The organism is Aeromicrobium duanguangcaii (assembly GCF_024508295.1).
Lineage (GTDB): Bacteria > Actinomycetota > Actinomycetes > Propionibacteriales > Nocardioidaceae > Aeromicrobium > Aeromicrobium duanguangcaii.
This window is the reverse complement of sequence record NZ_CP101990.1, coordinates 2,230,683-2,252,746: the sequence shown is the minus strand read 5'-3', so window position 1 is coordinate 2,252,746 and position 22,064 is coordinate 2,230,683. Positions and strand designations below refer to the sequence as shown.

The window sequence follows — 22,064 nt, the reverse complement described above, 5'->3', positions numbered from 1 at the left end:
TCCGGCCCTGTCTCAGAACGGGGGCCAGGGCACGGCGGGCATGTCCCCGGCGGGAGCCGGGAAGACGGACTCGGCCGCGAGCCGGTCGCACCGCTGGACCAGGGCATCGAGCTCGGGCTCGCCCAGCAGCCCCGCCAGGGACTCCCCGAGCGAGCCGCCGAGGGCGGCACGGACCCGCTGCACGCCGGCGGCCTCGTCCTCGGTCAGCCGCTGACCGATCCAGCCCCACAGCACGGTGCGCAGCTTGGGCTCGACGTGGAACGTCAGTCCGTGGTCGACGCCGTAGCGGTGGCCGTCGGGCATCGCCAGCACGTGTCCGCCCTTGCGGTCGGCGTTGTTGGTCAGCACGTCGAACACGGCCATGCGGCGCAGGCCCGGGGAGTCCTCGTGCACGAGCGAGACCAGCCGGTCCTCGGCGTCCAGGCCGTCGAGCACGTGGCACCAGCCCTCGGGTCGCTCCGCGGCGGGCACGAGCGTCACGGCCTCGGTGTCGGGGTCGGCGTCCTGCCAGACCTGCAGCATGCCCGGGCCGTGGGGGCCCTCGCCCCACCACGTCGGCGGGACGACGGCCCACCCCGTCGCCTCCGACACCAGGTGGGCGGCGATCTCGCGGTGGGCCAGGATCACGCCGGGGAAGTCCCACAGGGGACGCTCCCCGGCGACCGGCTTGTAGATGACGCGCGTGCCGGCGATCCGGCCGACGAAGGTGGCGTTGGACGCGGGGAGGACCCGGCCCTCGAGCTCGAGGTCGCCCTCGAGCGTCACGACAGGCCGTCGGGCAGGTCGCAGACGTGACCCTCCGGATCCATGGGGGCGAAGCACAGCGGACACGTCGGGCGTCCGGCCTCGACGACCTCGCGCGTGCGCTTGCAGAACGAGCGTGCCGCTCCCACGGGGATCCTGACGTGCAGCACCTCGGCGGGCTCGTCGGCCTCGGGCTCGAGCAGTGACTCGGGCGAGTCCGCGACCAGCGGGAACGCCTCGATCACGACCTGGGCGGTCGACGGGTCGAAGCCCAGCGAGAGGATGCCCACCCGGAACTGCTCCACGACCGGCTGGTCCAGCGGATCCCGGTCGTCCAGTGCGGGCGGCGCCTCGGCCGGGACGCTGTAGGGATTGCCGTCCTGCACCATCAGCTCGTCCAGGACCTCGTCGAGCTTCTCGGCCAGGGCAGCCGACTGCTCCTTCTCCATGAGGGCGCTGACGAGCTGCTCGCCGGTCCGCGCCTGGAGGTAGAAGGTGCGTTCGCCGGGGCGGCCCACCGTGCCGATCACGAGCCGGTCGGGCCAGTCGAATTCATGAACCCGTTGCGCCATGGGTCCATGCTAGGAGCGGATGCATCTCGCTGCAGACCACGCGGGTCCCGAGTCGTGCGGACGGTCCTCGTGCGAGGAAGGATCGGCTCAGGCGCGCCCGGCGCCGCCGCCGACCGCGGCGTCGGCCTCGGGGGCCGGACCCTTCAGCCACGCCAGGTCACCGGCCGAGGTGTTGATCGCCACGACGTCCGGCCGGCGCGTCCCGTAGTGCACGATCGAGACCGAGGCGGGGTCGACGTGCAGCCGCTGGAACAGGTCCAGGTGCATGCCCAAGGCATCGGCCAGGACAGCCTTGATGACGTCGCCGTGAGACACCGCCGCCCACACGGCGTGCGGACCGTGGGCCGCCCCGATGCGCGCGTCGTGGCCGCGGATCGCCGCGACGCCTCGGGCCTGCATCGCCGCGAGGCTCTCGCCCCCGGGGAAAACGGCTGCGGAGGGGTGCTGCTGGACCGTCTTCCACAGGTCCTCGTCCGCGAGGTCCTTGAGGGCGCGGCCCTGCCACTGGCCGTAGCCGCACTCGGTCAGCGCCTCGTCGACCACGGCCTCGAGGTCGTGGTGCTCGGTGATCGCTGCCGCCGTCTCGCGGCACCGCTCGAGGGGGCTGGTGACGACCTCGACCAGGGGCGCGTCGGCCAGTCGCCGGCCCATGCCGGCGACCTGGTCGCGGCCCGTGTCATCGAGGTGGACGTCCGGCATCCGGCCGGCCAGCGTGCCCGAGGTGTTCGCGGTGGACCGTCCGTGTCGGACGAGCAGGACGATAGCCATGCGACGACCCTAGCCAGCCGCGGTGTGACGAACGACGCATCGAGCGTCACGCTCGTCACGACCCGCGCGGCCACGTTGCTTCGAATTGTCGGTGCGGCTGATTACCGTCGAAGTGTGAAGATCCTCCACACGTCCGACTGGCACATCGGTCGCACGTTCCACCAGCACTCGACCGCCGAGGCCCTCGCCTCGGTGCTCGACGCGCTCGTCGACCTCGTCCGCGAGCACGCGGTCGACGTCGTCGTGGTGGCCGGTGACGTCTTCGACTCGTCCACTCCGTCGGCGGCCGCGGTCGAGGAGCTCGACCGAATCCTGCTCGCCCTGCAGCGCACCGGCGCGCGGGTGATCGTCACCAGCGGCAACCACGACTCGCCCGCCCGGCTGGGCGCCAAGGCCGCCTTCGCGCGCGAGTCCGGCATCCATGTCATCACCTCGCCCGAGGACCACGCCACGCCCGTCACGATCGACGACCAGCACGGGCCCGTGCACTTCTACGGCATCGCCTACCTCGAGCCGGCGCTCATCCGGCACCGGTGGCCCGACCAGAGGCTCTCCCACCAGAGGGACGCCATCGGGTTCGCCCTCGAGAACATCCGCGCCGACCTCGGTGTCCGCGGCGGCCGGTCGGTCGTGCTGGCGCACACCTTCGTGGCCGGCGCCGACGGCGAGTCCTGCGACTCCGAGCGCGGCATCACCTCCGGCGGCGTCGACCGTGTCCCGGTTCCTGTCTTCGACGGCGTCACCTACGCGGCGCTGGGCCACATCCACGGACGCAGCGTCCTGGCGGATCACGTGCGCTACAGCGGCGCGCCCCTGCACCTGTCCTTCTCCGAGCAGGACAAGCCACGCGGGGCGTGGCTCGTGACGCTCGACGCCGACGGGCTCGGCTCGGTCGACTGGCTCGACCTGCCCGTCCCGCGGCGGCTGGTCACCCTCACCGGCACGCTGGACGAGCTGCTCTCCGATCCCGACCTCGAGGTCCACGCCGAGCACTGGGTCCGCGCGATCCTCACCGACGTCTCGCGGCCCGACGACCCGATGCGCCGCCTGCAGCACCGCTTCCCGCACTGTGCCGTCCTGGACTTCCGGCCCAGCCGGGTCGACGACGCCCAGACGCCGACCGACCCCGAGCGGCTCCGGTCCCGCACCGACCAGGAGGTCATGGCCGATTTCCTCGCCTTCGTCCGCAACGGCGAGGGGCCCGACGAGGCCGAGGCGCAGCTGCTCGACGAGCTGGTCGGCCAGGTCGCCGGACGCGAGGTGGCGCAGTGAGGATCCACCAGGTGTCCATGACGGGCTTCGGCCCGTTCCGCCAGACCCAGACGGTCGATCTCGACCAGTTCGCCGATCACGGGATCTTCCTGATCACCGGCCGGACCGGTGCCGGCAAGTCCAGCATCCTCGACGCGATCGTCTACGCCCTGTACGACGCGGCGCCCCGTTACGGAACCGCCGGCGGCAAGCAGGTGCGCAGCACCCACTGCGGCCCCGAGGAGCCCAGCCGGGTCGAGCTCGTCTTCAGCGCCGGCGGTCAGACCTATCGGATCATCCGCACGCCCGAGCACCTGCGGCCGAAGGCCCGCGGCACGGGCTTCACGACCGAGAAGGCCACGGCCGAGCTGGCTCGTCGCGAGGGCGACCAGTGGGTCGGCATCGCATCCCAGCTGCGCACCGTGGGCGAGGAGCTGCACCACATCGTGCCGCTCAGCTGCGACCAGTTCCTGCAGGTCGTCCTGCTGGCGCAGGGCCAGTTCCAGCGGTTCCTGGTCGCCTCCAGCGACGAGCGGCAGCAGCTGCTGCGCACGCTGTTCCGCAGCGACCGGTTCCGTGACTACGACACCCATCTGCAGCAGCGCGCCGGCGCGCTGCGCCAGCAGCTGTCGCTGGCCGAGTCGGGGATCGCCGCCACGGTCGCCGCGCTGGCCGAGCACTCGGGGCGTGACGTACCGCAGGAGCCGGACGAGGACTGGCTCGGTGAGGTCCTCGACGCCCATGACGCCGACCTCGAGCTCGCGCGAGCCGATCTGGAACAGGCCGGCAAGGAGGTGCAGGCAGCTCACGACCTCCTGCAGCAGGCCACCGGTCTCGCCGACCGGCAGCGTCGCCTGGCCGACGCCCACGAGCAGCTCGCCCGGCTGATGGCCGAGCGGCCGGTGATCGAGGTCGAGCGGCGTCGTCGCGACCTCGCCCTGGCTGCGCAGTCGGTCGAGGTCGTGCACGGCGGCGTGCTGTCCTCGACCCAGCGGGCCGACGCCGCGGCCGTGGTGCTCGAGCGCGCCGCTGAGCGGTTCGCCGAGATCGCGCCCGGGCCGGTGCCGGCCGACCTGATCGCCCACCGTGACGAGGCCACGTCCCAGCTCGCGGTCCTGCGCGACCGGCTGGCCGACGAGCAGGAGCTCGATCGACTGCGCGACGAGGCCGAGACGCTCGGGCACCAGCTCGAGGTCGTCGCGCGCCGCGCCGAGGAGCTGGCCGAGGAGTCGCTCGCGCACGACGCGATCCTGACCGCGCCGGTCGAGGTCACGGTCGACCAGGCCCAGGGCGTGCTCGACCGTCTCCTGGAGGAGCTCGACCTGGCCGCCAAGCGCGACCTGACCCGGGCGGCACTCGCCGAGGCCGAGGTCGAGCAGCTGCGGCGCGGCAAGGCCCGCACCGCCGCCTCCACCGAGCTCGACCGGCTCCGTGAGCGCCGGCTGGCCGAGTACGCCGGAACGCTGGCGGCCGAGCTCGTCGACGGCCAGGCGTGCGCCGTGTGCGGCTCCACCGACCATCCCGAGCCGGCCGAGGCTGCCGGCGAACCCGTCACCGAGGCGATGCTCGAGAGCGCCCAGGAGGTGCTGGACCGTGCCGATCGCCAGGCCCGGGACGCCGCCGAGCAGGTCGTCGCCCTGCGCACCACCCTCGAGGGGTGGGCGCAGGTCCGCGCGGCCGCCGAGCTGACGGTGCTCGTCGCCGACGCTCGCGCGTCGTTGACCCAGGTGACGCAGGCCGAGCGCGAGCGCGAGGCGTCGCGCACGGCCAGGGAGCGCATCGACGCCGAGGTCACGACGCTCGGGGTGCGCCGGGCCAAGCTCGAGCAGCGTTCCGAGCACGTGGACCAGCGGATCGATCGGCTCAGCAGCCGGATCGAGGAGGCCCGCGCCGACGCCGGGTCGGTCGTCGAGCGGATCACGGTGCTGACCTCGCACATCGAGGCGGCGACCGCGCTCATCGACGCGCGCGCCGCGGACGCCGCCGCCCGACAGCGACTCACCGAGTGCCGCGAAGCCTTCGAGACCTCGCTGAGCCACCACGAGTTCGACGACGCGCAGGCCTTCCTGGCGGCGCGGACCGACGCCCGAACGATCGCCGAGCTGACCCGTCGCATCCAGGCTCACGACCGCGCGCTGGCCGGGGCCGAGGGGACCGTCGCCGCACCCGAGCTGCAGGACCTGCCGACCGAGCCCGTCGACGTCGACGGGCCGCGGGTGGCCCACGCCGAGGCCAAGTCGGTCTGCGAGGCGGCGTCCCGGCGCTGCGGCGCGGCCGAGAGCCGCGCCAAGACATCGCACGACCTCGCCACGGCGATCCGTGCCGCCTGGAGTCAGAACGCCCAGGCGCGGGCGGCCTTCCAGGTCCTCGATCGCCTGGCCCGGTCCCTGCACGGTGAGTCCCCGAACACGAAGCGGATGCGGCTCGAGAGCTATGTCCTGGGCATCGAGCTGGACGAGATCGTGGCCGCCGCCAATGTCCGGCTCCATGCCATGTCGTCGGGTCGGTACGCCCTCGAGCGCAGCGACGCGGTCGCCACGCGCGGGTCGAACGGCGGCCTCGAGGTCCGCGTCCGGGACCAGTACACGAGCGTGGCCCGCACGCCCGAGTCCCTGTCCGGCGGTGAGAAGTTCCTCGCCTCGCTGGCGCTGGCCCTGGGTCTGGCCGAGGTCGTGACGAGCCGCTCCGGGGGCATCACCCTCGACACGCTGTTCATTGACGAGGGATTCGGCTCCCTGGACGCCGAGACGCTGGACGTGGCCATGGAGACCCTGGACTCGTTGCGTCAGAACGGCCGCACGATCGGTCTGATCAGCCACGTCGAGACGATGAAGGAACGCATCCCCGCCCAGCTCGCGGTCGAGAAGACGGCGCAGGGCTGCAGCCGCGTCGAGGTCCGGGTCTGATCGTGGGCGGCTCCGGACGTGAGGACGAGCCGTCGCGTGACGACGGCCTGCTGAGTCTGCTGCCCGAGCGCCTGGCGCTCCCGCGCGGCCGAGCCGCGCTGCCGAAGTCCGCCGTCGAGGAGTCGCGCCGTGGCCGGATCCTGCAGGCGACGCTCGACGAGGTCGCGGCCTCGGGCTACGCCTCGACCACCGTCGCTCTGATCACCCGACGGGCCCACGTGTCCCGCACCTCCTTCTACGAGGCGTTCGCCGACAAGGAGGACGCGTTCGCGGCCGCCCACTGGAACGCCACCGACCTTTCGCTGACGCGGATCTGGAAGCCGGCCCTGCGACTGCGCCACCTGCACTTCCACGACCGGACCCGCCGGCTGGTGCGCGCCTACGTCGAGGTCCTCGAGGCCGAGCCGACCTTCGCCATCTGCTTCTTCGTCGAGATCAAGACCGCCGGCGAGCGCCTCGCGACGCAGCGCGAGGAGATGCTCGACCGGCACGTCGAGATCATGCACGAGCTGGCCAAGGTGTCCGCCGCCGACGGCTCGCTGCGGGTGCCGTCGCGCGACGTCCTGCGCGGTCTGGTCGGGGCCTTCGACGAGCTCGTCTCCCGGGCGGTCCGGCGCCAGCGCGGGCGTGACGAGCGACTGGACCTCTCCGGCGCGGTGGAGCCGTTCACCGAGCTTCTCCTGGGCGTCGTCCGCGCCGACTGAACCTCGGTACCGAGACCTTCTCGCGCCCCACGCGGCCCATGTGTACCCACGGTGTACTTTTGCGTGGACGGTGCGGCCTGAAACCCCCGATTCGGGCCCCGTCGGGTCGGCGCCCCTGCCTCCCCCCTCGGCCAGGGGCGCCGACCACTCCATCCTGCAGCCGGAGCGCCGCTCGTTCACTCCTTGGTGACGTGGCTCACTCCGGCTATATTGCTAGGACATCCTAGTAATGCTGAGGTCACCATGCACGCTCCTGCCCATCCGGTCCGCTTCGTCACGGCCTCCAGCCTGTTCGACGGCCACGACGCGAGCATCAACATCATGCGACGCATCCTGCAGAGTCAGGGTGCCGAGGTGATCCACCTGGGGCACAACCGCTCGGTGGCCGAGATCGTCGACGCCGCCGTCGAGGAGGACGTGCAGGGCGTCGCCGTCAGCTCCTACCAGGGCGGCCACGTCGAGTACTTCGAGTACCTCGTGCAGCTCCTGGCCGAGCGCGGCGCCGGACACGTCCGGGTCTTCGGCGGCGGGGGTGGGGTGATCGTCCCCGGCGAGGTCGACCGGCTGCGCAGCGCGGGCGTCACGATCTTCAGCCCGCAGGACGGCCAGCGGCTGGGTCTGGTGGGGATGGTCAACACGCTCATCGAGACGTGCGACGTCGACCTGGTCGACCACGGCCTGCCGAGCGCCGAGGCCGTGCTGGCGGGCGATCCCTCGGCCGTCGCGCGTGCCGTGACGGCGGCCGAGAGCGGGCGGCTCGGCTCCGAGCTGGAGGAGGCGGTTCGCGGAGGCGCCGCGAGCTCGGCGGCGCGGGTCCTGGGCATCACCGGCACCGGCGGCTCGGGCAAGAGCTCGCTCACCGACGAGCTGGTGCGCCGGCTGCGGATCGACCACGGCGATAAGCTGCGCGTCGCGGTGGTGGCGATCGACCCGACCCGACGCAAGGGCGGCGGCGCCCTGCTCGGTGACCGCATTCGGATGAATGCGATCGGGGGGCCGGTCTCGTTCCGCTCGCTCGCGACCCGGGGCAGTCACGAGATCCCCGACCACCTCGCGGACGTGATCGCGGTGCTCAAGGCCGCCGGCAACGACCTCGTGATCGTCGAGACGCCCGGGATCGGCCAGGGCGACGCCGGCATCCTGCCGTTCGTCGACGCCTCGCTGTACGTCATGACGCCCGAGTTCGGTGCGGCGAGCCAGCTGGAGAAGATCGACATGCTCGACTTCGCCGACGTCGTCGCGATCAACAAGTTCGAGCGGCGTGGTGCCAAGGACGCCCTGCGCGACGTCGGTCGCCAGCTGGTCCGCAACCGTGAGGCCTTCGGCAAGCAGCCGCAGGACATGCCCGTCTTCGGCACCTCGGCGGCGCACTTCGACGACGAGGGCGTCACCGCGCTCTACCAGGAGCTGCGCACGGTGCTGGGGCTCGAGCTCGGCGTCCTGCCCGCCGTGGACGTGCGCCACACCGGCGACGAGAACCACGTCGTGCCCCCGCAGCGGGTGCGGTACCTGGCCGAGATCGCCGAGACGATCCGCGACCACCACGACGAGACCGAGCGCTGGGCCGACCTCGCCGACCGGGCCCAGCACCTCGCGGCGGCCGCGGCCGAGCTGCCGGACGTCCCGGGTCTCGCGGAGGCGGCGCGCCGCGCCGAGGCCGAGCTGCCGGCTCCGGTCCGCGAGGCGCTGGAGGCCTGGCCGTCGATCGTGGAGTCGTACTCCGGCGACACGCAGGTCGTGACCGTCCGTGACCGCGAGCTGCGCTTCGACCTCGTGCGCGAGACGCTCTCGGGCAACCAGATCCGTCGCGTCAGCCTGCCTCGCTACCGCTCCCACGGTGACCTCGTCCGCTTCTGGCGGCGCGAGAACCTGCCGGGGTTCTTCCCCTTCACCGCCGGCGTCTTCACGTTCAAGCGCGACAACGAGGACCCGGCCCGGATGTTCGCCGGTGAGGGCGACCCCTTCCGCACGAACCGCCGGTTCCAGCTGCTCAGCGAGGGGCAGCCGGCGACCCGCCTGTCGACGGCGTTCGACTCGGTCACGCTCTACGGGCGCGACCCCGATCCGCGGCCGGACATCTACGGCAAGGTCGGCACGTCGGGCGTCTCGGTCGCGACGGTGGACGACATGCGGGCGCTGTACGACGGGTTCGATCTCGTCTCGCCCACGACGAGCGTCTCGATGACGATCAACGGGCCGGCGCCGACCGTCCTGGCGTTCTTCCTCAACACGGTGATCGACCAGCAGGTCGATGCCTTCCGCGAGCGCGAGGGCCGCGAGCCCGACGAGGCCGAGTACGCCGATCTGCGCACCCACGCCCTGCAGAACGTCCGCGGCACGGTGCAGGCCGACATCCTCAAGGAGGACCAGGGCCAGAACACCTGCCTGTTCTCGACCGAGTTCAGCCTGCGGATGATGGGCGACGTCCAGCAGTGGTTCATCGACCAGGGCGTCCGCAACTTCTACTCGGTGTCGATCTCGGGCTATCACATCGCCGAGGCCGGGGCGAACCCCATCAGCCAGCTGGCGTTCACGCTGGCGAACGGCTTCACCTACGTCGAGTCGTACCTGGCCCGGGGCATGGACATCGACGACTTCGCCCCGAACCTGTCGTTCTTCTTCAGCAACGGCATGGACCCGGAGTACTCGGTGCTCGGCCGGGTCGCCCGGCGGATCTGGGCGATCGCGATGAAGGAGCGGTACGGAGCCGGCGAGCGCAGCCAGAAGCTGAAGTACCACGTGCAGACGTCGGGTCGGTCCCTGCACGCGCAGGAGATGGACTTCAACGACATCCGCACGACGCTGCAGGCGCTCATCGCGATCTACGACAACGCCAACAGCCTGCACACCAACGCGTTCGACGAGGCGGTCACGACGCCCTCGCAGGAGTCCGTGCGCCGCGCCCTGGCGATCCAGCTGATCATCAACCGCGAGTGGGGCCTGGCCATGAACGAGAACCCGCTGCAGGGCTCGTTCGTCATCGACGAGCTGACCGAGCTGGTCGAGGAGGCCGTGCTGCGCGAGTTCGAGGCGATCAGCGAGCGCGGGGGAGTCCTCGGCGCGATGGAGACGGGCTACCAGCGTGGCCGGATCCAGGACGAGTCGATGCTCTACGAGCACCGCAAGCACGACGGCTCCCTGCCCATCGTCGGCGTGAACACGTTCCGCAATCCCGCGGGTGACGAGGTGGCGGTGAAGCTCGAGCTGGCGCGGGGCACGGACGAGGAGAAGCAGTCCCAGCTCCGTCGCGTGCACGAGTTCCGCCAGGCCCACCGCCGCGAGGCCGAGGCCGCGCTGGCCCGGCTCAAGCAGGCGGCCACGAGCCAGGAGAACGTGTTCGGCGTCCTGATGGACGCCGCCCGCGTGTGCACGCTGCAGCAGGTGACCGAGGCGTTCTTCGAGGTCGGGGGCCAGTACCGCCGCAACGTCTGAGCGCAGGGCTGTCTGAGCGGTGGGCTCAGGAGGGGTCGAGCAGGCGGGGGCCGGGACCCTCGGTGGCGAGGGCGTCGTCGGGGTTGCGCAGCCGGCACTTCTTGAGCGACAGGCAGCCGCAGCCGATGCAGCCGTCGAGGTCGTCGCGCAGGCGCTGGAGGCGGGCGATCCGCTCGTCGAGCGACGTCCGCCAGCGCCGGGACAACCGCGACCAGTCGGCCCTGGACGGCGCCCGGTCGACCGGCAGCGTCGAGAGCGCCTCGCGGATCTCGGCGAGCGAGATCCCGACCCGCTGCGACGTGCGGACGAAGGCGATCCGGCGCAGGACGTCGCGGGTGTACCGGCGCTGGTTGCCCGCGCTGCGGGTGGACGTGATGAGACCTTCGCGCTCGTAGAAGTGCAGCGCCGAGACGGTGACGCCGGCGCGGGCGGCGACCTGCGACGGGGTGAGGAGATCAGGCATTGACCTCAACCTTAGTTGAGGTTGTTGGCTGAGTACATGCTCCAGCCCAAGCCACCGCGCTCCCGCCGCGTCCGCCCCCTGCCGTCCACCCGTTCCAGCCTCATCGACGGTCGCATCCGGCCCGAGGAGAAGGACCGCTTCATCGCCGCCGCGGTCATCAACCTGCGGCTCCGGTGAGCAGCGCCCTGCTGACGGGCCCGCCCGGATCTCCCTGGGTCCGGCCCCATCTGCGGACGACCGTCGGCGTGTTCTCGCTCGCCTTCCTGTTCGCCTTCGAGGCCCTCGCCGTCGCGACGGTGATGCCCGAGGTGGTCCGTGACCTCGGTGGCCTCTCGCTGTACGCGCTGGCGTTCGCCGCTCCCGTGGCCGCCTCGGTCGTGGCCCTGTCGGTCGCCGGCGACTGGATCGACCGGCACGGCTCGGCGCGGGCCCTGGGCGTCGGCGTGGTCGTGTTCTGCGCCGGTGTCGTGATCGCCGGGCTCGCGTCGTCGATGGAGGTCTTCCTCGTCGGGCGGCTCGTCCACGGCCTGGGCGGGGGTGTCATGGGGGTGGCGCTCTACGTCGTGATCGCCGAGTCGTACCCCGTGGCCCTGCGCCCTCGCGTGTTCGCGATCCTCACCGCCGCATGGGTCCTGCCCGCGCTGGTGGGACCCCTGCTCGCGGGGGTCGTCGCGGACCTCCTCGGATGGCGATGGGTCTTCCTGGCCGTTCCGGCGGTGGCGCTCGGCGCGTGGTGGCTCGTGCGGTCGGCGACGGCGGAGCCGGGGGAGTCCTCGGCGGGAGTCGACCGGCGGCGGCTGGGGTGGGCCGTCCTGGCTGCCGCCGCCGTCGCGTCCCTGGCCCTCGGCGGCCAGCGTCAGTTCGACGCGTGGCTCGTGGCGGTGTGGGCGGGCGTCATCCTCGCCCTGCTGGCGGCGGGACGACTGCTGCCTCCCGGCACGTGGCGGGCCCGCCCCGGGCTGCCGGCCGTGCTCGTGGCCCGGGGCCTGCTGGGCGCGTCGTTCGCCGGCGCCGAGGTCTACCTGCCGCTGCTGTTGACGACCGAGCGGGGACTCTCGCTCTCGCGCGCCGGCCTGGTGCTGACGGCTGCGGCCGTCGCCTGGTGCCTCGGCGCGCAGGCTGCCGCTCGCGTGCCTGCGCTGAGGGACGAGCTGCTCCGGATCCGGATCGGGACCGCCGTCGTCGCGGTGGCCGTGGCGAGCACGGCGGCCGTCGGGATCTCGGGCGTCCCGCTCTTCGTCCCCGTCGTGGCGTGGACGTGTGCGGGCTTCGGTATCGGGATGGCGTTCTCGACGCTCTCGGTGGTCGCGCTCGCCACCGCCGAGGACGGCGAGGCGGGGCGGGTCTCGTCGTACCTGCAGCTCAACGACGCGCTCGTGGACGCCTTCGCGATGGCCCTCGGAGCGGTGGTGTTCGCCGGGTTCGTCGGGTCGTCGCCCGCGCTGGGGGCGAGCCTGCTGATCCTGGGCTCCGGCCTCGTCGCAGCCGCAGCGGTGCCGCTGCGGCTGCGGTGAGGGGCGTCGCTCAGGCGGGGACGAGCACGTCCCGCTCGAGCCGGGCGTAGCTGATCTCCATGCCGTCGACCATGCCGGTCGCCAGGATCTGGTCCCGCAGCTCGCGGCTGGGGTACGTGATGACCGTCGACACGAGCGTGCCGCCCTCGACCGGCGTGAGGGTCAGGTCGTTGCGGGTCCCCTCGCCCTCCATGCCGATCATCTGCTCGGTCGTCACGGAGCGGACGGGCGGCTGCGCCTCGAGCAGCTCTCCGGTGAAGCCGAACCCGTTCGACCCGTCCTCCCGCGCCCACTCGTACCGGTAGGTGTCGCCCACCTCGGTCGCGACTTCGCAGGTCGTCATGACCCACCCGTCGGGGCCCAGCATCCAGCGGCGCACGAGCGCGGGATCCTGGTGGGCCGCCCACACCTGGTCGACGGTGCCGCGAACCACGCGGGACACCCGCACGTGCGTGTCGTCGAGCAGGTCGAGCGTCGTGCCGGAGCCCACCGCGTAGGCGGACAGATCGGCCAGGACGGCGTCCATCTGGCCCATCGCGCACCGCATGCCCTCGTCCATGCCCATGCCGATGAGCTTCTCGAGGTCCTCCAGCGAGGCGAACCACGTCGTGGTGGTGACGCGGGAGCCGTCTTCGGCCTCCTCGAAGGCGAAGGTCATCCGCATGGAGGGCATCGTGTGATCGGGGACTCCCGGGTGCGTGCAGAAGCCGTCCTCGACCTCGAATCCCTTGCCCTCGTCGACCGAGCGGAACTTCCAGTACCCGGCGCTCGTGTCGCCCTGCGGACCGGTCATGACGTAGTGGGACTCGCCGCCGGCGACCATGTCGTGGCGGGTGAAGGTGGCGGGGTAGTCGACCGGGCCCCAGAACCGCTCGAGCTGGCGGGGATCGGCGTAGGCGTCCCACAGCCGGCGCACCGGCACGGGGAACTCGGCGACGACCGTCATGGTGAGGTCGTCGGTGTCCTTGGACACGGAGGTGATGGGCATCGGAGTGCCTTTCAGGAGGGGTCTTCGGCCAGGAGGGCGTCGAGTCGCTCGACGCGCGAGCGCCAGATGAGCTCGAGTTCGTCGAGCAGGCGCTGGGCCCGGGCGATCGTTTCGGGATTGCCGCGAACCAGACGTTCTCGGCCCTGCGGATGCTTGGTCACCAGACCCGCTCCCTCCAGGACTGCGACGTGCTTCTGCACGGCGGCGAACGACATGTCGTAGGACTCGGCGAGCCGCGAGACGGACGCCTCGCCGACCAGCGTGCGCCGGACGATGTCGCGTCGGGTGGCGTCGGCGAGAGCGTGGAAGATCCGGTCGACCTCGTCGTCGGTGAGCTTCGTGTCGGTATCTACAACCATTTGGTTGCACGTTAGTCTCGCGCAGGGCCGGGGTCAACCCCTGCGGAGATCAGCTCGCGGGCGAGAGGGCGACGCCCGCCTCGGCGACCAGGGCGAACAGGTCCTTGGGGTCGGCCGGGTCGGCGATCAGGTCCAGCCACGAGACCAGGTCGGTGCCGGCGACCGCGCGGTGCGCGAACGTCAGGGCGGCGAAGTCCTCGACGGCGAAGCCGACCGAGTCGAACACCGTCACGCTGGACGCGTCGCGGCGCCCGGGTGCCTCGCCACCGACCACGCGCCACAGCTCGGTCACGGGGGAGTCGGGGGCGACGGCCTGGATCTCGCCCTCGATGCGGGTCTGGGGCTCGTACTCGACGAACACGTCGGCGCGGTGCAGGATCGCCGGGTCGAGCTCGGTCTTGCCGGGGCAGTCCCCGCCGATCGCGTTGATGTGAACCCCGGGGGCCACCATGTCGTCGGTCAGGACGACGGCACGCTGCTTGTCGGCCGTGCACGTGGTGATGACGTCGGCGCCGCGGACGGCATCGGCCGCGCTCGACGCGACGTGCACCGTGAAGCCGAGCGGCTCGACGTTGCGCACGAACTTGGCCATCGCCGCCTCGTCCACATCCCAGATCCGCAGGCTCCGGATGCCCAGGGCGGCGCGGAAGCCGAGCGCCTGGAACTCCGACTGGGAGCCCGTGCCGATCATCGCCATGACGCTCGCGTCGGGGCGCGCGAGGTGTCGAGCCGCCATCGCCGAGGTCGCCGCCGTGCGCAGGGCCGTCAGCAACGTCATCTCGGCGACGAAGGTGGGGTAGCCCGAATCGACCCGGGCCAGGACGCCGAAGGCCGTGACGGTCTGCAGTCCGCGGGCGGGGTTCGAGGGGTGTCCGTTGACGTACTTGAACCCGTAGGCCTCGCCGTCGCTCGTCGGCATCAGCTCGATGACGCCGTCCCGTGAATGGGAGGCCACGCGAGGCGTCTTGTCGAAGCGGGGCCAGCGGCGGAAGTCGCTCTCGACCGCGTCGGTCAGGGCGGCGATGATCGCCTCGGCGCCGTCGCGGCGGATCCATCGGGCGGTGCCGGCGACGTCGAGGAAGGGGACGTGGGTCATGGCGCCCACGCTACGCAGCGAACCCGGTGGCAACAACGAACATTCGTTGCGGGTTCGCCGGTGGAACATTGCGTCATCGCCTCTGGAAAACAACGATTCGTTGCTCGGCTGAGGCGGGTGGGAAACCAGAGACGGGGGAGTTCGGCTACCGCTACCCTGTCTCGATGCCCGCCGAGACGTTGCGCCTGCTGCCCGAACGGGTCGGGCTGCCCCGTGGGCGGGCGGCGCTGTCGGAGACCGAGGTGGGCGAGGCCCACCGGGCTCGCATCATGCAGGCCGTCACCGACGAGGTCGCCGAGGGCGGCTACGCCCGCACGACCGTCGCGGGCATCACGGCTCGAGCCCGGATCTCGCGCACGACGTTCTACCGGTGGTTCGCCGGCAAGGAGGAGGCGTTCGCCGCGGCCCACGACGCGATCAGCGAGCAGCTCGTGCAGGTCATCCGTGACCAGGCCGCGACCATCCCGGACTCGGCGTGGGAGCAGCGCATCGCGCTCGGCGTCCGGGCCCTGGCCCTCAGCCTCGAGGCGCGTCCGACGTTCGCCCGCAGCTTCATGGTCGAGGTCCACGGCGCGGGCGAGCGGCTGGCCGAGCAACGCGACCGCGTCGTCGACCGCCACGCCCGCAGTCTGGCCCGGGTCGCCGACCTGGCCGAGGCCGCAGGCGCGCCCGTCCGAATCCCCACGGAGTGGGAGGTCGTCGGCGCGATCGGCGCGACCGAGGAGCTCTTCGCCCGCCGGATCCGGCACACCCCGCCGCGTCGCCGTCTCGTGCTGACGAACCTCGTGGACCCCGTCGTCACGATCCACACGGCGCTGCTGCGTCCGCAGTGAATCGGCCCCGCGATTCGCGCTGGAATCGCAGGCGGCAACGCGTTCTGACAATTTCCTGCGAAACCCGAGACGCTGATGTACCGCGCGTGTACTTTTGTCCTGGCGCCTCGAGCTCACACCACTCGAGACAGCCGGGAGGGAAACGCTCGGTCCCCCAGCCGAGCCGTGTCTGTCAGTGAGTCCGTGCCCCTGCCACACCCCCGATGGCGGGGGCACGGATGCTCCCGGTCCCCCCTGCTCACTGCGTGGTCAGATGCGGTCCGGCCGTGCGGGGCAGCGACAGCGCGACCGCCAGCCCCGGAACGGCCCACAGCGCCATCACCACGAGCGCGGCGACGGGGTCGCCGATGGCGATCTGCACCGTCAGGACGACGAGCACGGCGCCGAGGTTCGCCGCGAGCAGCAGCAGTCCCGTCACCGTGCCGGCCAAGGTCGGCCCGGCGTGCCGCTCGGACCAGTCCAACACGACGGGCAGGGTCCCCATCAGCAGGAATCCCAGCAGCGCCAGCGCGCCGTACACGAGCCAGACCGGTTGCGCGGCCGCCAGCGTGAGCATGACGGCGGCCAGGGCGGTCGTCGCCAGCACGGCCACAGCGCGGCGGGCGTCCCGCGCGGCGGCGAGACTGGGCAGGATCGCGGCGCCCACGACACCGCCCAGCGTCATCGTGGCGATGGCCGGACCCGCCAGTCCGGGATGGCCGAGGTCGACGAGGATCGCGTCGAGCCATGTCGCCACCCCGTTGTAGATGCCGAAGCCCAGGAACAGCAGGGCGGCCAGCTTCCACAGCAGTGGATCGGAGCGCAGCCGGCCGAGCCGGACCCGGCCCAGGACGTCGGTGGGATGCGAGGCCAGCCGCAGGCTCGCGAGCACGGCGCCCGCGGCCACCGTGGCCAGGACCGCGTGGGCGACCAGCAGGCCCCGGAATCCGCCCGCGTCCACGAGCCACGACGAGGTCAGCACCGCCACGAGGATCCCGGCGTACTGGGAGCCGGCGGCGATCGAGATCGCCAGCGTCTGCTCGCGCGGCGGGAAGTGCCGGGCGGCGATCTTCGTCAGCGCGTTGAGCACCAGGGGCTGGCCGATCGACATCACGACCTGCCCGGCGAGGATCGTCGGATAGGACGAGGGGTCGAGCGCCCGGATGATCGCGCCGGCCGCCGTGAAGAGCGCGCCGGCGGCCAGAGCTCGCTCGTACGAGCGGTCCATCCACCGCCCGGCCGGGATCGCGAGCAGCACGAATGCCGCGGCGTTCACGACGGCGAGGTCGCCCACGGCTCCCTCGGAGACACCGAGGTGCGTGGCGCTCTGCGGGGTGATGGCGGCGAAGGTCAGCCAGAGGGCCTGGGTGGTCATCACCAGCAGGCAGAAGGCCGCGAGGGCCGGCCACCGCCCCGCGAGGACTCGAGCGGTGTGGTCGTCCGGGGTGTGGGTGCGGACCATGCTGCGCACGCTACTGCTCGGAGCGCCCCCTACCGTGGAGCCTGTGAACGAGGCTCTCTTCCGCGTCGCCGAGGTGATCGGCACCGTGGCCTTCGCGGTCTCGGGCGGGTACGCGGCGGTGCGAGCGGGGATGGACTGGCTCGGAGTCGGCGTGCTCGCGGTCGTGGTCGCGGTGGGCGGTGGCACCCTGCGTGATGTCCTGCTGGGGATCCATCCGATCTGGTGGGTGCGCGAGCCCGATCTGCTGATCGTCGCCTGCGTGACGTCGGTGGTCGTCCTGGTGGTCGCCACCGTGCACCCCCAGTCGAAGCTCGACACACGGCGCACGGTCCTCTACGCCGACGCCATCGGACTGGCGGCGTTCACCGTCACGGGCACCTCGATCGCCCTCGCCCATGACGTCCAGCCGTGGATCGCCGTGATGTTCGGTGTCATCACGGGTGCCGGTGGCGGCGTGATCCGTGACGTCCTGGTGCGGCGCAAGCCCCTGGTGCTCGTCGGCGAGATCTACGCCCTGGCCTCGATCGCCGGGGGTGTGGTCTACACCGTGCTGCGCGAGACCGAGCTGCCCAGCGGGTTCGCCGCGGCGACCGCCGTCGCCCTGGTGCTGCTCATCCGGGTGGCCGCGATCCGCCGGCACTGGCGGCTGCCCCGGTTCGAGGAGCCCGAGGGATGACGGCGGGACGGGAGGCGGCGCGGGTGGAGCGCGCGCCGCTGGAGGAGCTGTGGCGCCGGTACGACCGGTATCGCCGCCGGCTGGTGCTGGCCGTGGTCCTCTCGGTCGTCAACAAGGTCGCCGACGTCGTGCCGGAGCTGCTGATCGGCGCCGCCGTGGACGTGGTCGTCCGCGGCGAGGGGTCCTTCGTCGCCGAGGTGCTCGGCGTCGAGTCGCGCTTCGCGCAGCTGGGTTGGCTGGCCGCGATCAACGCCGTGGTCTGGGTGATCGAGTCGGCCTCGCAGTACTTCGCCGCCGTCACGTGGCGTGGGCTGGCGCAGGCGGTCGAGCACGACCTGCGTGTCGAGGCCTACGACCACGCCCAGCGGCTGGACGTGCACTGGCACGAGGGACGCCCGCAGGGTGCGACCCTCGCCACCGTCAACGACGACGTCAACCAGCTGGAGCGGTTCCTCGACATCGGCGCCCCGGCGCTGCTGCAGACCGCCCTGAACATCCTGCTCGTCGGCGCCGTCTTCGCGGTGGCGTCCTGGGAGCTGCTGCTCCTGGCGTTCCTGCCCATCCCGCTGATCGTCTTCGGGTCGCTGTGGTTCCAGCGCCGGCTCGAGCCGCTCTACGTCGCCGTGCGCGAGCGCGTCGCCGAGCTCTCGAGCCTGATCGGGGCCAACCTCGGCGGCATCACGACGATCAAGGCGTTCACCGCGGAGGACCGCGAGCGTGATCGCGTCGAGGCGGCCTCGGCCGCGTACCGCGAGGCCAACGTCACCGCGATCGCGTCGTCGGCCGCCTTCGTGCCGCTGGTGCGCATGGCGATCCTCGTCGGCTTCACCTGCACGCTGCTGTTCGGCGGGTGGGCGACGCTCAACGGCGAGCTCGAGGTGGGCCTGTACTCGGTGCTGGTCTTCATGACGCAGCGCCTGCTGTGGCCGTTGACCGAGATCGCCGAGATGCTCGACCTCTACCAGCGCGGCCGTGCCTCGACCGCCCGCATCCTGGCCCTGCTGGACGAGCCGATCGACGTGCCCGCCGGGACCGTGGCGCTGCCGACTCCGGTGGCGGGCCGGCTCGAGCTGTCGGGCGTGCGCGCCGGCTATGCCGACGGCCCCGACGTGCTGCACGGCATCGACCTCGTGGTGCCGGCCGGCCAGACCCACGCGATCGTCGGTCCGACCGGTGCGGGCAAGTCGTCGCTGCTGCGTCTCATGCTGCGCTTCGACGATCCCCGGGCCGGCGAGGTGCGCCTGGACGGCCGCGACCTGCGCGAGCTGGAGTGGGAGTCGCTGCGCGGATCGATCGGCTACGTCTCGCAGGACGTCTTCCTGTTCGCCGGGACGATCGCCGAGAACATCGCCTACGGCCGGCCCGGCGCCAGCGCGGACGAGGTGCGCCGGGCCGCCCAGCAGGCCGCCGCCGACGGGTTCATCGAGACGCTGCCGCTCGGGTACGACACGTGGGTCGGCGAGCGCGGCGTGACCCTGTCCGGCGGCCAGCGCCAGCGACTCGCCCTGGCACGGGCGCTGCTGCGCGACCCCGCGGTGCTGATCCTCGACGAGGCCACCAGCGCGGTCGACAACGAGACCGAGGCCGCGATCCAGGTCTCGTTGCAGACGGCCACGCGCGACCGCACGGCGATCGTGGTGGCCCACCGGCTCTCGACCGTGCGCCACGCACACCGCATCTGGGTGCTGGACGCCGGCCGCATCGTCGAGTCCGGCACGCACGACGAGCTGGTGAGCGCGGGCGGCGCCTACGCCGCTCTCTGGAACGTCCAGACCGGCGCCCTGGTCGTCTCCGCCGACCGAGATGTGTAGCGGTCCGTACCTTTTTCGCCCTCAGAACGTGCGTAGCGCTACAGATCTCGCCCGCCGCGGCGGGATCCTTCCAGATGAAACCTTGCTGTAACGCGGAGTGACCCTCGTCGAAAACCCGCGTGCCTAGCGTCGCCGGCATCGCCCTCGCTCGGGGGTGAGTGACCCGGAGGGCGACATGCACGTACCCGACCACTTCCTCGATCCGCAGACCAGCATCGCCACGGCTGCCGTCGCCCTGACCGCCGTGGTCGTGGCGACCCGGCACGCACGGCGCGAGCTGCCGGACGACGACCGCGTGCCGATGGCCGGTCTCGTGGCGACGTTCGTGTTCGCCGCGCAGATGCTCAACTTCGCGGTCGGTGACGGGACCAGCGGACACCTGATGGGCGGGGTGCTGGCCGCCGTGCTCGTCGGTCCAGCGACGGCGGTGCTGTGCCTGACGGCGGTGCTCGCGGTCCAGGCGCTGTTCTTCGCCGACGGGGGAGTCACGGCACTGGGCACGAACGTCACGCTCATGGCGGTCGTCGGCGTCCTCGTCGGCTGGGCGGTGTTCCGCGTCGCGATGCGCCTCGCACCCCGGCGTCCCGTGGCGGTTCCGCTTGCGGCCGCGCTGGCGGCGCTGGTCTCGGTCCCGGCCACGGCGCTCGCCTTCACCGGCCTCTACGCGGTCGGCGGCACGGCAGCGGTCGATCTCGGCGCCGTGGCCGGCTCGATGCTGGGCTGGCACTCGCTGATCGGCGTGGGCGAGGCCGCGATCACGCTCGCGGCGGTCGCCGCCGTGATGTGGACGCGCCCCGACCTGGTCTTCGGCGCCCGTCCGTACGTCCGCACGCGGGCGGTGGCCCGATGAGCTCGCGTCGCTTCCTGGGCGCGGCGCTGCTGCTGAGCCTCCTGCTGGCCGGAGTGGTCAGCGCTTACGCGTCGGGGCGTCCCGACGGACTCGAGCACGTGGCCGCGACGCAGGGCTTCGCGCACACCGCCGGCACGAGCCTGACGGCCGGATCACCGCTGGCGGACTACCCGGGCGGATGGGCCGGGATCGCCGGCTGCGCGCTCGTGTTCGCGGCCGTCGTGGGTGTGACGAGGGTCACCGCTGGGTTTACACGCCGTTAATACCAGATGGAAGTAACTCGAAATCTGCCCTGCCTAGCGTCGCAACCACTCGGCGGCGCAGGGTGCGTGGCCGGGTCGACAGAGGCGAAAGGGAGTCCAGTGGTGAAAACACGCAAGCTCATCACGAGCACCGCGGCGGTCATGGCCGCAGCGCTTGTCCTGACCGGATGCGGCACCAAGTCAGACGACGGCGAGTCCGCGTCCTCGGCCGGCTGCGTCGACACCTCGGGGGACTCGGTGAAGCTCGGCTTCCTCAACTCCCTCTCGGGCACGATGGCCATCAGCGAAGTGACCGTCTCGAACTCGCTGAAGCTCGCGGCCGAGGAGATCAACGCCGACGGCGGCATCCTGGGCAAGCAGATCGAGATCGTCCAGGAGGACGGCGCCTCCGAGCCCGACATCTTCGCCGAGAAGGCCAAGAAGCTGATCCAGGACGACTGCGTCGCCGCGGTGTTCGGCGGCTGGACGTCGTCGTCGCGCAAGGCGATGCTGCCGGTCTTCGAGAGCCTGGACAACCTGCTGTTCTACCCGGTCCAGTACGAGGGCCTCGAGGCGTCGGACAACATCTTCTACACCGGCGCGACGACGAACCAGCAGATCCTGCCGGGCCTGGAGTACCTGAAGGCCGAGAAGAAGATCAAGACGCTCTTCCTGGTCGGCTCGGATTACGTCTTCCCGCGCACGGCGAACGACGAGATCAAGCAGTGGGCCGCGGCCAACGACGTCGAGGTCCTCGGCGAGGAGTACCAGCCGCTCGGCGAAGCCGAGTGGGGCCCGGCGATCGACAAGATCACCAAGGCCAAGCCCGACGCCGTGTTCAACACGATCAACGGCGACTCGAACGTCGCGTTCTTCAAGGCCTACTTCGACAAGGGCCTGTCCAAGACCCCGGTCATCTCGGTCTCGATCGCCGAGGAGGAGGTCGCCGCGATGGGCGCCGACCTGCTGGAGGGTCAGCTGACGGCCTGGAACTACTACCAGACGCTCGACACCCCCGCGAACACGACGTTCGTGGCCGCGTACAAGGCCAAGTACGGCAAGGACAAGCCGACCTCCGACCCCATGGAGGCCGCCTACACCTCGCTGTACCTCTACAAGGAGATGGTCGAGAAGGCCGAGTCGTTCAAGGTCCCCGACATCCAGGAGGCCGCCGACGGCGTCACGTTCGAGGCCCCCGAGGGACTGGTGACGATCGACGGCGACAACCACCACATCACCAAGACCGGACGCATCGGCGAGGTCCAGCCGAACGGCCTGATCGACACGGTGTGGGAGTCCGACGGACCGATCGATCCGGATCCGTTCCTCGAGGGCTACGACTGGTACAAGAAGTCGTCCTGATCCCCGCGGTGGCCGCCGCGTCCCGGGCGCGGCGGCCACCGGCCCACCCTTC

At 71.7% G+C, this 22,064-nt stretch carries 20 protein-coding genes; 12 read left to right on the top strand and 8 right to left on the bottom strand.

Annotated features, from left to right (window positions below; translation table 11 throughout):
* Nucleotides 1-12: 12 nt before the first annotated feature.
* The 3 genes from NP095_RS11135 to NP095_RS11125 form a co-directional block, all read right to left on the bottom strand.
* Nucleotides 13-765 (bottom strand): SCO1664 family protein, encoded by a 753-nt coding sequence (locus NP095_RS11135; RefSeq protein ID WP_232418827.1) that lies wholly within the window; start codon nt 763-765, stop codon nt 13-15.
* Complete coding sequence (locus NP095_RS11130; protein WP_232418828.1) at nt 762-1,316, bottom strand: DUF3090 domain-containing protein; 555 nt, start codon at nt 1,314-1,316, stop codon at nt 762-764. The genes NP095_RS11135 and NP095_RS11130 overlap by 4 nt, the downstream gene beginning before the upstream one ends.
* 87 nt (nt 1,317-1,403) lie before the next feature.
* Nucleotides 1,404-2,084 carry a histidine phosphatase family protein gene (locus NP095_RS11125; RefSeq protein WP_232418829.1) on the bottom strand — a complete coding sequence of 227 codons (681 nt, stop codon included), beginning with the start codon at nt 2,082-2,084 and terminating at the stop codon, nt 1,404-1,406.
* Nucleotides 2,085-2,198: 114 nt separating this feature from the next.
* Here NP095_RS11125 and NP095_RS11120 point away from each other — a divergent pair, with 114 nt between their 5' ends.
* The 4 genes from NP095_RS11120 (at nt 2,199) to icmF (ending at nt 10,377) form a co-directional block, all read left to right on the top strand.
* Complete coding sequence (locus tag NP095_RS11120) at nt 2,199-3,356, top strand: exonuclease SbcCD subunit D (protein WP_232418830.1); 1,158 nt, start codon at nt 2,199-2,201, stop codon at nt 3,354-3,356.
* Nucleotides 3,357-3,373: 17 nt separating this feature from the next.
* On the top strand, nt 3,374-6,241 hold the full coding sequence (locus tag NP095_RS11115; protein ID WP_232419086.1) for an AAA family ATPase: 2,868 nt from the start codon (nt 3,374-3,376) through the stop codon (nt 6,239-6,241).
* A gap of 2 nt (nt 6,242-6,243) precedes the next feature.
* The gene (locus NP095_RS11110) at nt 6,244-6,945 is read left to right on the top strand and encodes a TetR/AcrR family transcriptional regulator (RefSeq protein WP_232418831.1); all 702 of its coding nucleotides are present in this window, start codon (nt 6,244-6,246) and stop codon (nt 6,943-6,945) included.
* Nucleotides 6,946-7,188: 243 nt separating this feature from the next.
* On the top strand, nt 7,189-10,377 hold the full coding sequence (gene icmF / locus NP095_RS11105) for a fused isobutyryl-CoA mutase/GTPase IcmF (RefSeq protein ID WP_232418832.1): 3,189 nt from the start codon (nt 7,189-7,191) through the stop codon (nt 10,375-10,377).
* A 25-nt stretch (nt 10,378-10,402) separates the two neighbouring features.
* Here the strand turns inward: icmF and soxR are convergent, their stop codons facing one another.
* Nucleotides 10,403-10,840 (bottom strand): redox-sensitive transcriptional activator SoxR, encoded by a 438-nt coding sequence (gene soxR / locus NP095_RS11100; RefSeq protein ID WP_232418833.1) that lies wholly within the window; start codon nt 10,838-10,840, stop codon nt 10,403-10,405.
* A 36-nt stretch (nt 10,841-10,876) separates the two neighbouring features.
* Here soxR and NP095_RS11095 point away from each other — a divergent pair, with 36 nt between their 5' ends.
* Together NP095_RS11095 and NP095_RS11090 are read left to right on the top strand one after the other, a co-directional pair.
* Entirely contained in the window at nt 10,877-11,017 is a 141-nt protein-coding gene (locus NP095_RS11095; RefSeq protein ID WP_232418834.1) for a hypothetical protein, read from the top strand.
* Entirely contained in the window at nt 11,014-12,354 is a 1,341-nt protein-coding gene (locus NP095_RS11090) for an MFS transporter (protein WP_232418835.1), read from the top strand. The genes NP095_RS11095 and NP095_RS11090 overlap by 4 nt, the downstream gene beginning before the upstream one ends.
* A 10-nt stretch (nt 12,355-12,364) precedes the next feature.
* On the opposite strand, the gene NP095_RS11085 is transcribed toward NP095_RS11090, so the two are convergent.
* The 3 genes from NP095_RS11085 to NP095_RS11075 are packed head-to-tail and all read right to left on the bottom strand — an operon-like array spanning nt 12,365 to nt 14,797.
* A complete protein-coding gene (locus tag NP095_RS11085; RefSeq protein WP_232418836.1) occupies nt 12,365-13,342 on the bottom strand; it encodes an SRPBCC family protein in 978 nt (325 codons plus the stop codon).
* Nucleotides 13,343-13,353: 11 nt separating this feature from the next.
* Nucleotides 13,354-13,701: an ArsR/SmtB family transcription factor gene (locus NP095_RS11080; protein ID WP_232418837.1), complete on the bottom strand. Its 348-nt coding sequence runs from the start codon at nt 13,699-13,701 to the stop codon at nt 13,354-13,356.
* 49 nt (nt 13,702-13,750) lie between these two features.
* Nucleotides 13,751-14,797 carry an ornithine cyclodeaminase gene (locus tag NP095_RS11075; protein WP_232418838.1) on the bottom strand — a complete coding sequence of 349 codons (1,047 nt, stop codon included), beginning with the start codon at nt 14,795-14,797 and terminating at the stop codon, nt 13,751-13,753.
* 164 nt (nt 14,798-14,961) lie between these two features.
* On the opposite strand from NP095_RS11075, the gene NP095_RS11070 reads away from it, so the two are divergent.
* A complete protein-coding gene (locus NP095_RS11070; protein WP_232418839.1) occupies nt 14,962-15,630 on the top strand; it encodes a TetR/AcrR family transcriptional regulator in 669 nt (222 codons plus the stop codon).
* A 238-nt stretch (nt 15,631-15,868) separates the two neighbouring features.
* Here the strand turns inward: NP095_RS11070 and NP095_RS11065 are convergent, their stop codons facing one another.
* A complete protein-coding gene (locus tag NP095_RS11065; RefSeq protein WP_232418840.1) occupies nt 15,869-17,071 on the bottom strand; it encodes an MFS transporter in 1,203 nt (400 codons plus the stop codon).
* Nucleotides 17,072-17,114: 43 nt separating this feature from the next.
* On the opposite strand from NP095_RS11065, the gene NP095_RS11060 reads away from it, so the two are divergent.
* The 5 genes from NP095_RS11060 to urtA all read left to right on the top strand — a co-directional run bounded on the left by NP095_RS11060 (nt 17,115) and on the right by urtA (nt 22,012).
* Nucleotides 17,115-17,747 (top strand): trimeric intracellular cation channel family protein, encoded by a 633-nt coding sequence (locus NP095_RS11060; RefSeq protein ID WP_232418841.1) that lies wholly within the window; start codon nt 17,115-17,117, stop codon nt 17,745-17,747.
* On the top strand, nt 17,744-19,558 hold the full coding sequence (locus NP095_RS11055; RefSeq protein ID WP_232418842.1) for an ABC transporter ATP-binding protein: 1,815 nt from the start codon (nt 17,744-17,746) through the stop codon (nt 19,556-19,558). The genes NP095_RS11060 and NP095_RS11055 overlap by 4 nt, the downstream gene beginning before the upstream one ends.
* Nucleotides 19,559-19,733: 175 nt before the next feature.
* Nucleotides 19,734-20,408: an energy-coupling factor ABC transporter permease gene (locus NP095_RS11050; RefSeq protein WP_232418843.1), complete on the top strand. Its 675-nt coding sequence runs from the start codon at nt 19,734-19,736 to the stop codon at nt 20,406-20,408.
* Nucleotides 20,405-20,671, top strand: coding sequence for a PDGLE domain-containing protein (locus tag NP095_RS11045; protein WP_232418844.1), 267 nt, complete (start codon nt 20,405-20,407; stop codon nt 20,669-20,671). Before NP095_RS11050 ends, NP095_RS11045 begins: the two co-directional genes overlap by 4 nt.
* Before the next feature lie 102 nt (nt 20,672-20,773).
* The gene (gene urtA / locus NP095_RS11040; protein WP_232418845.1) at nt 20,774-22,012 is read left to right on the top strand and encodes an urea ABC transporter substrate-binding protein; all 1,239 of its coding nucleotides are present in this window, start codon (nt 20,774-20,776) and stop codon (nt 22,010-22,012) included.
* Nucleotides 22,013-22,064 lie beyond the last annotated feature (52 nt).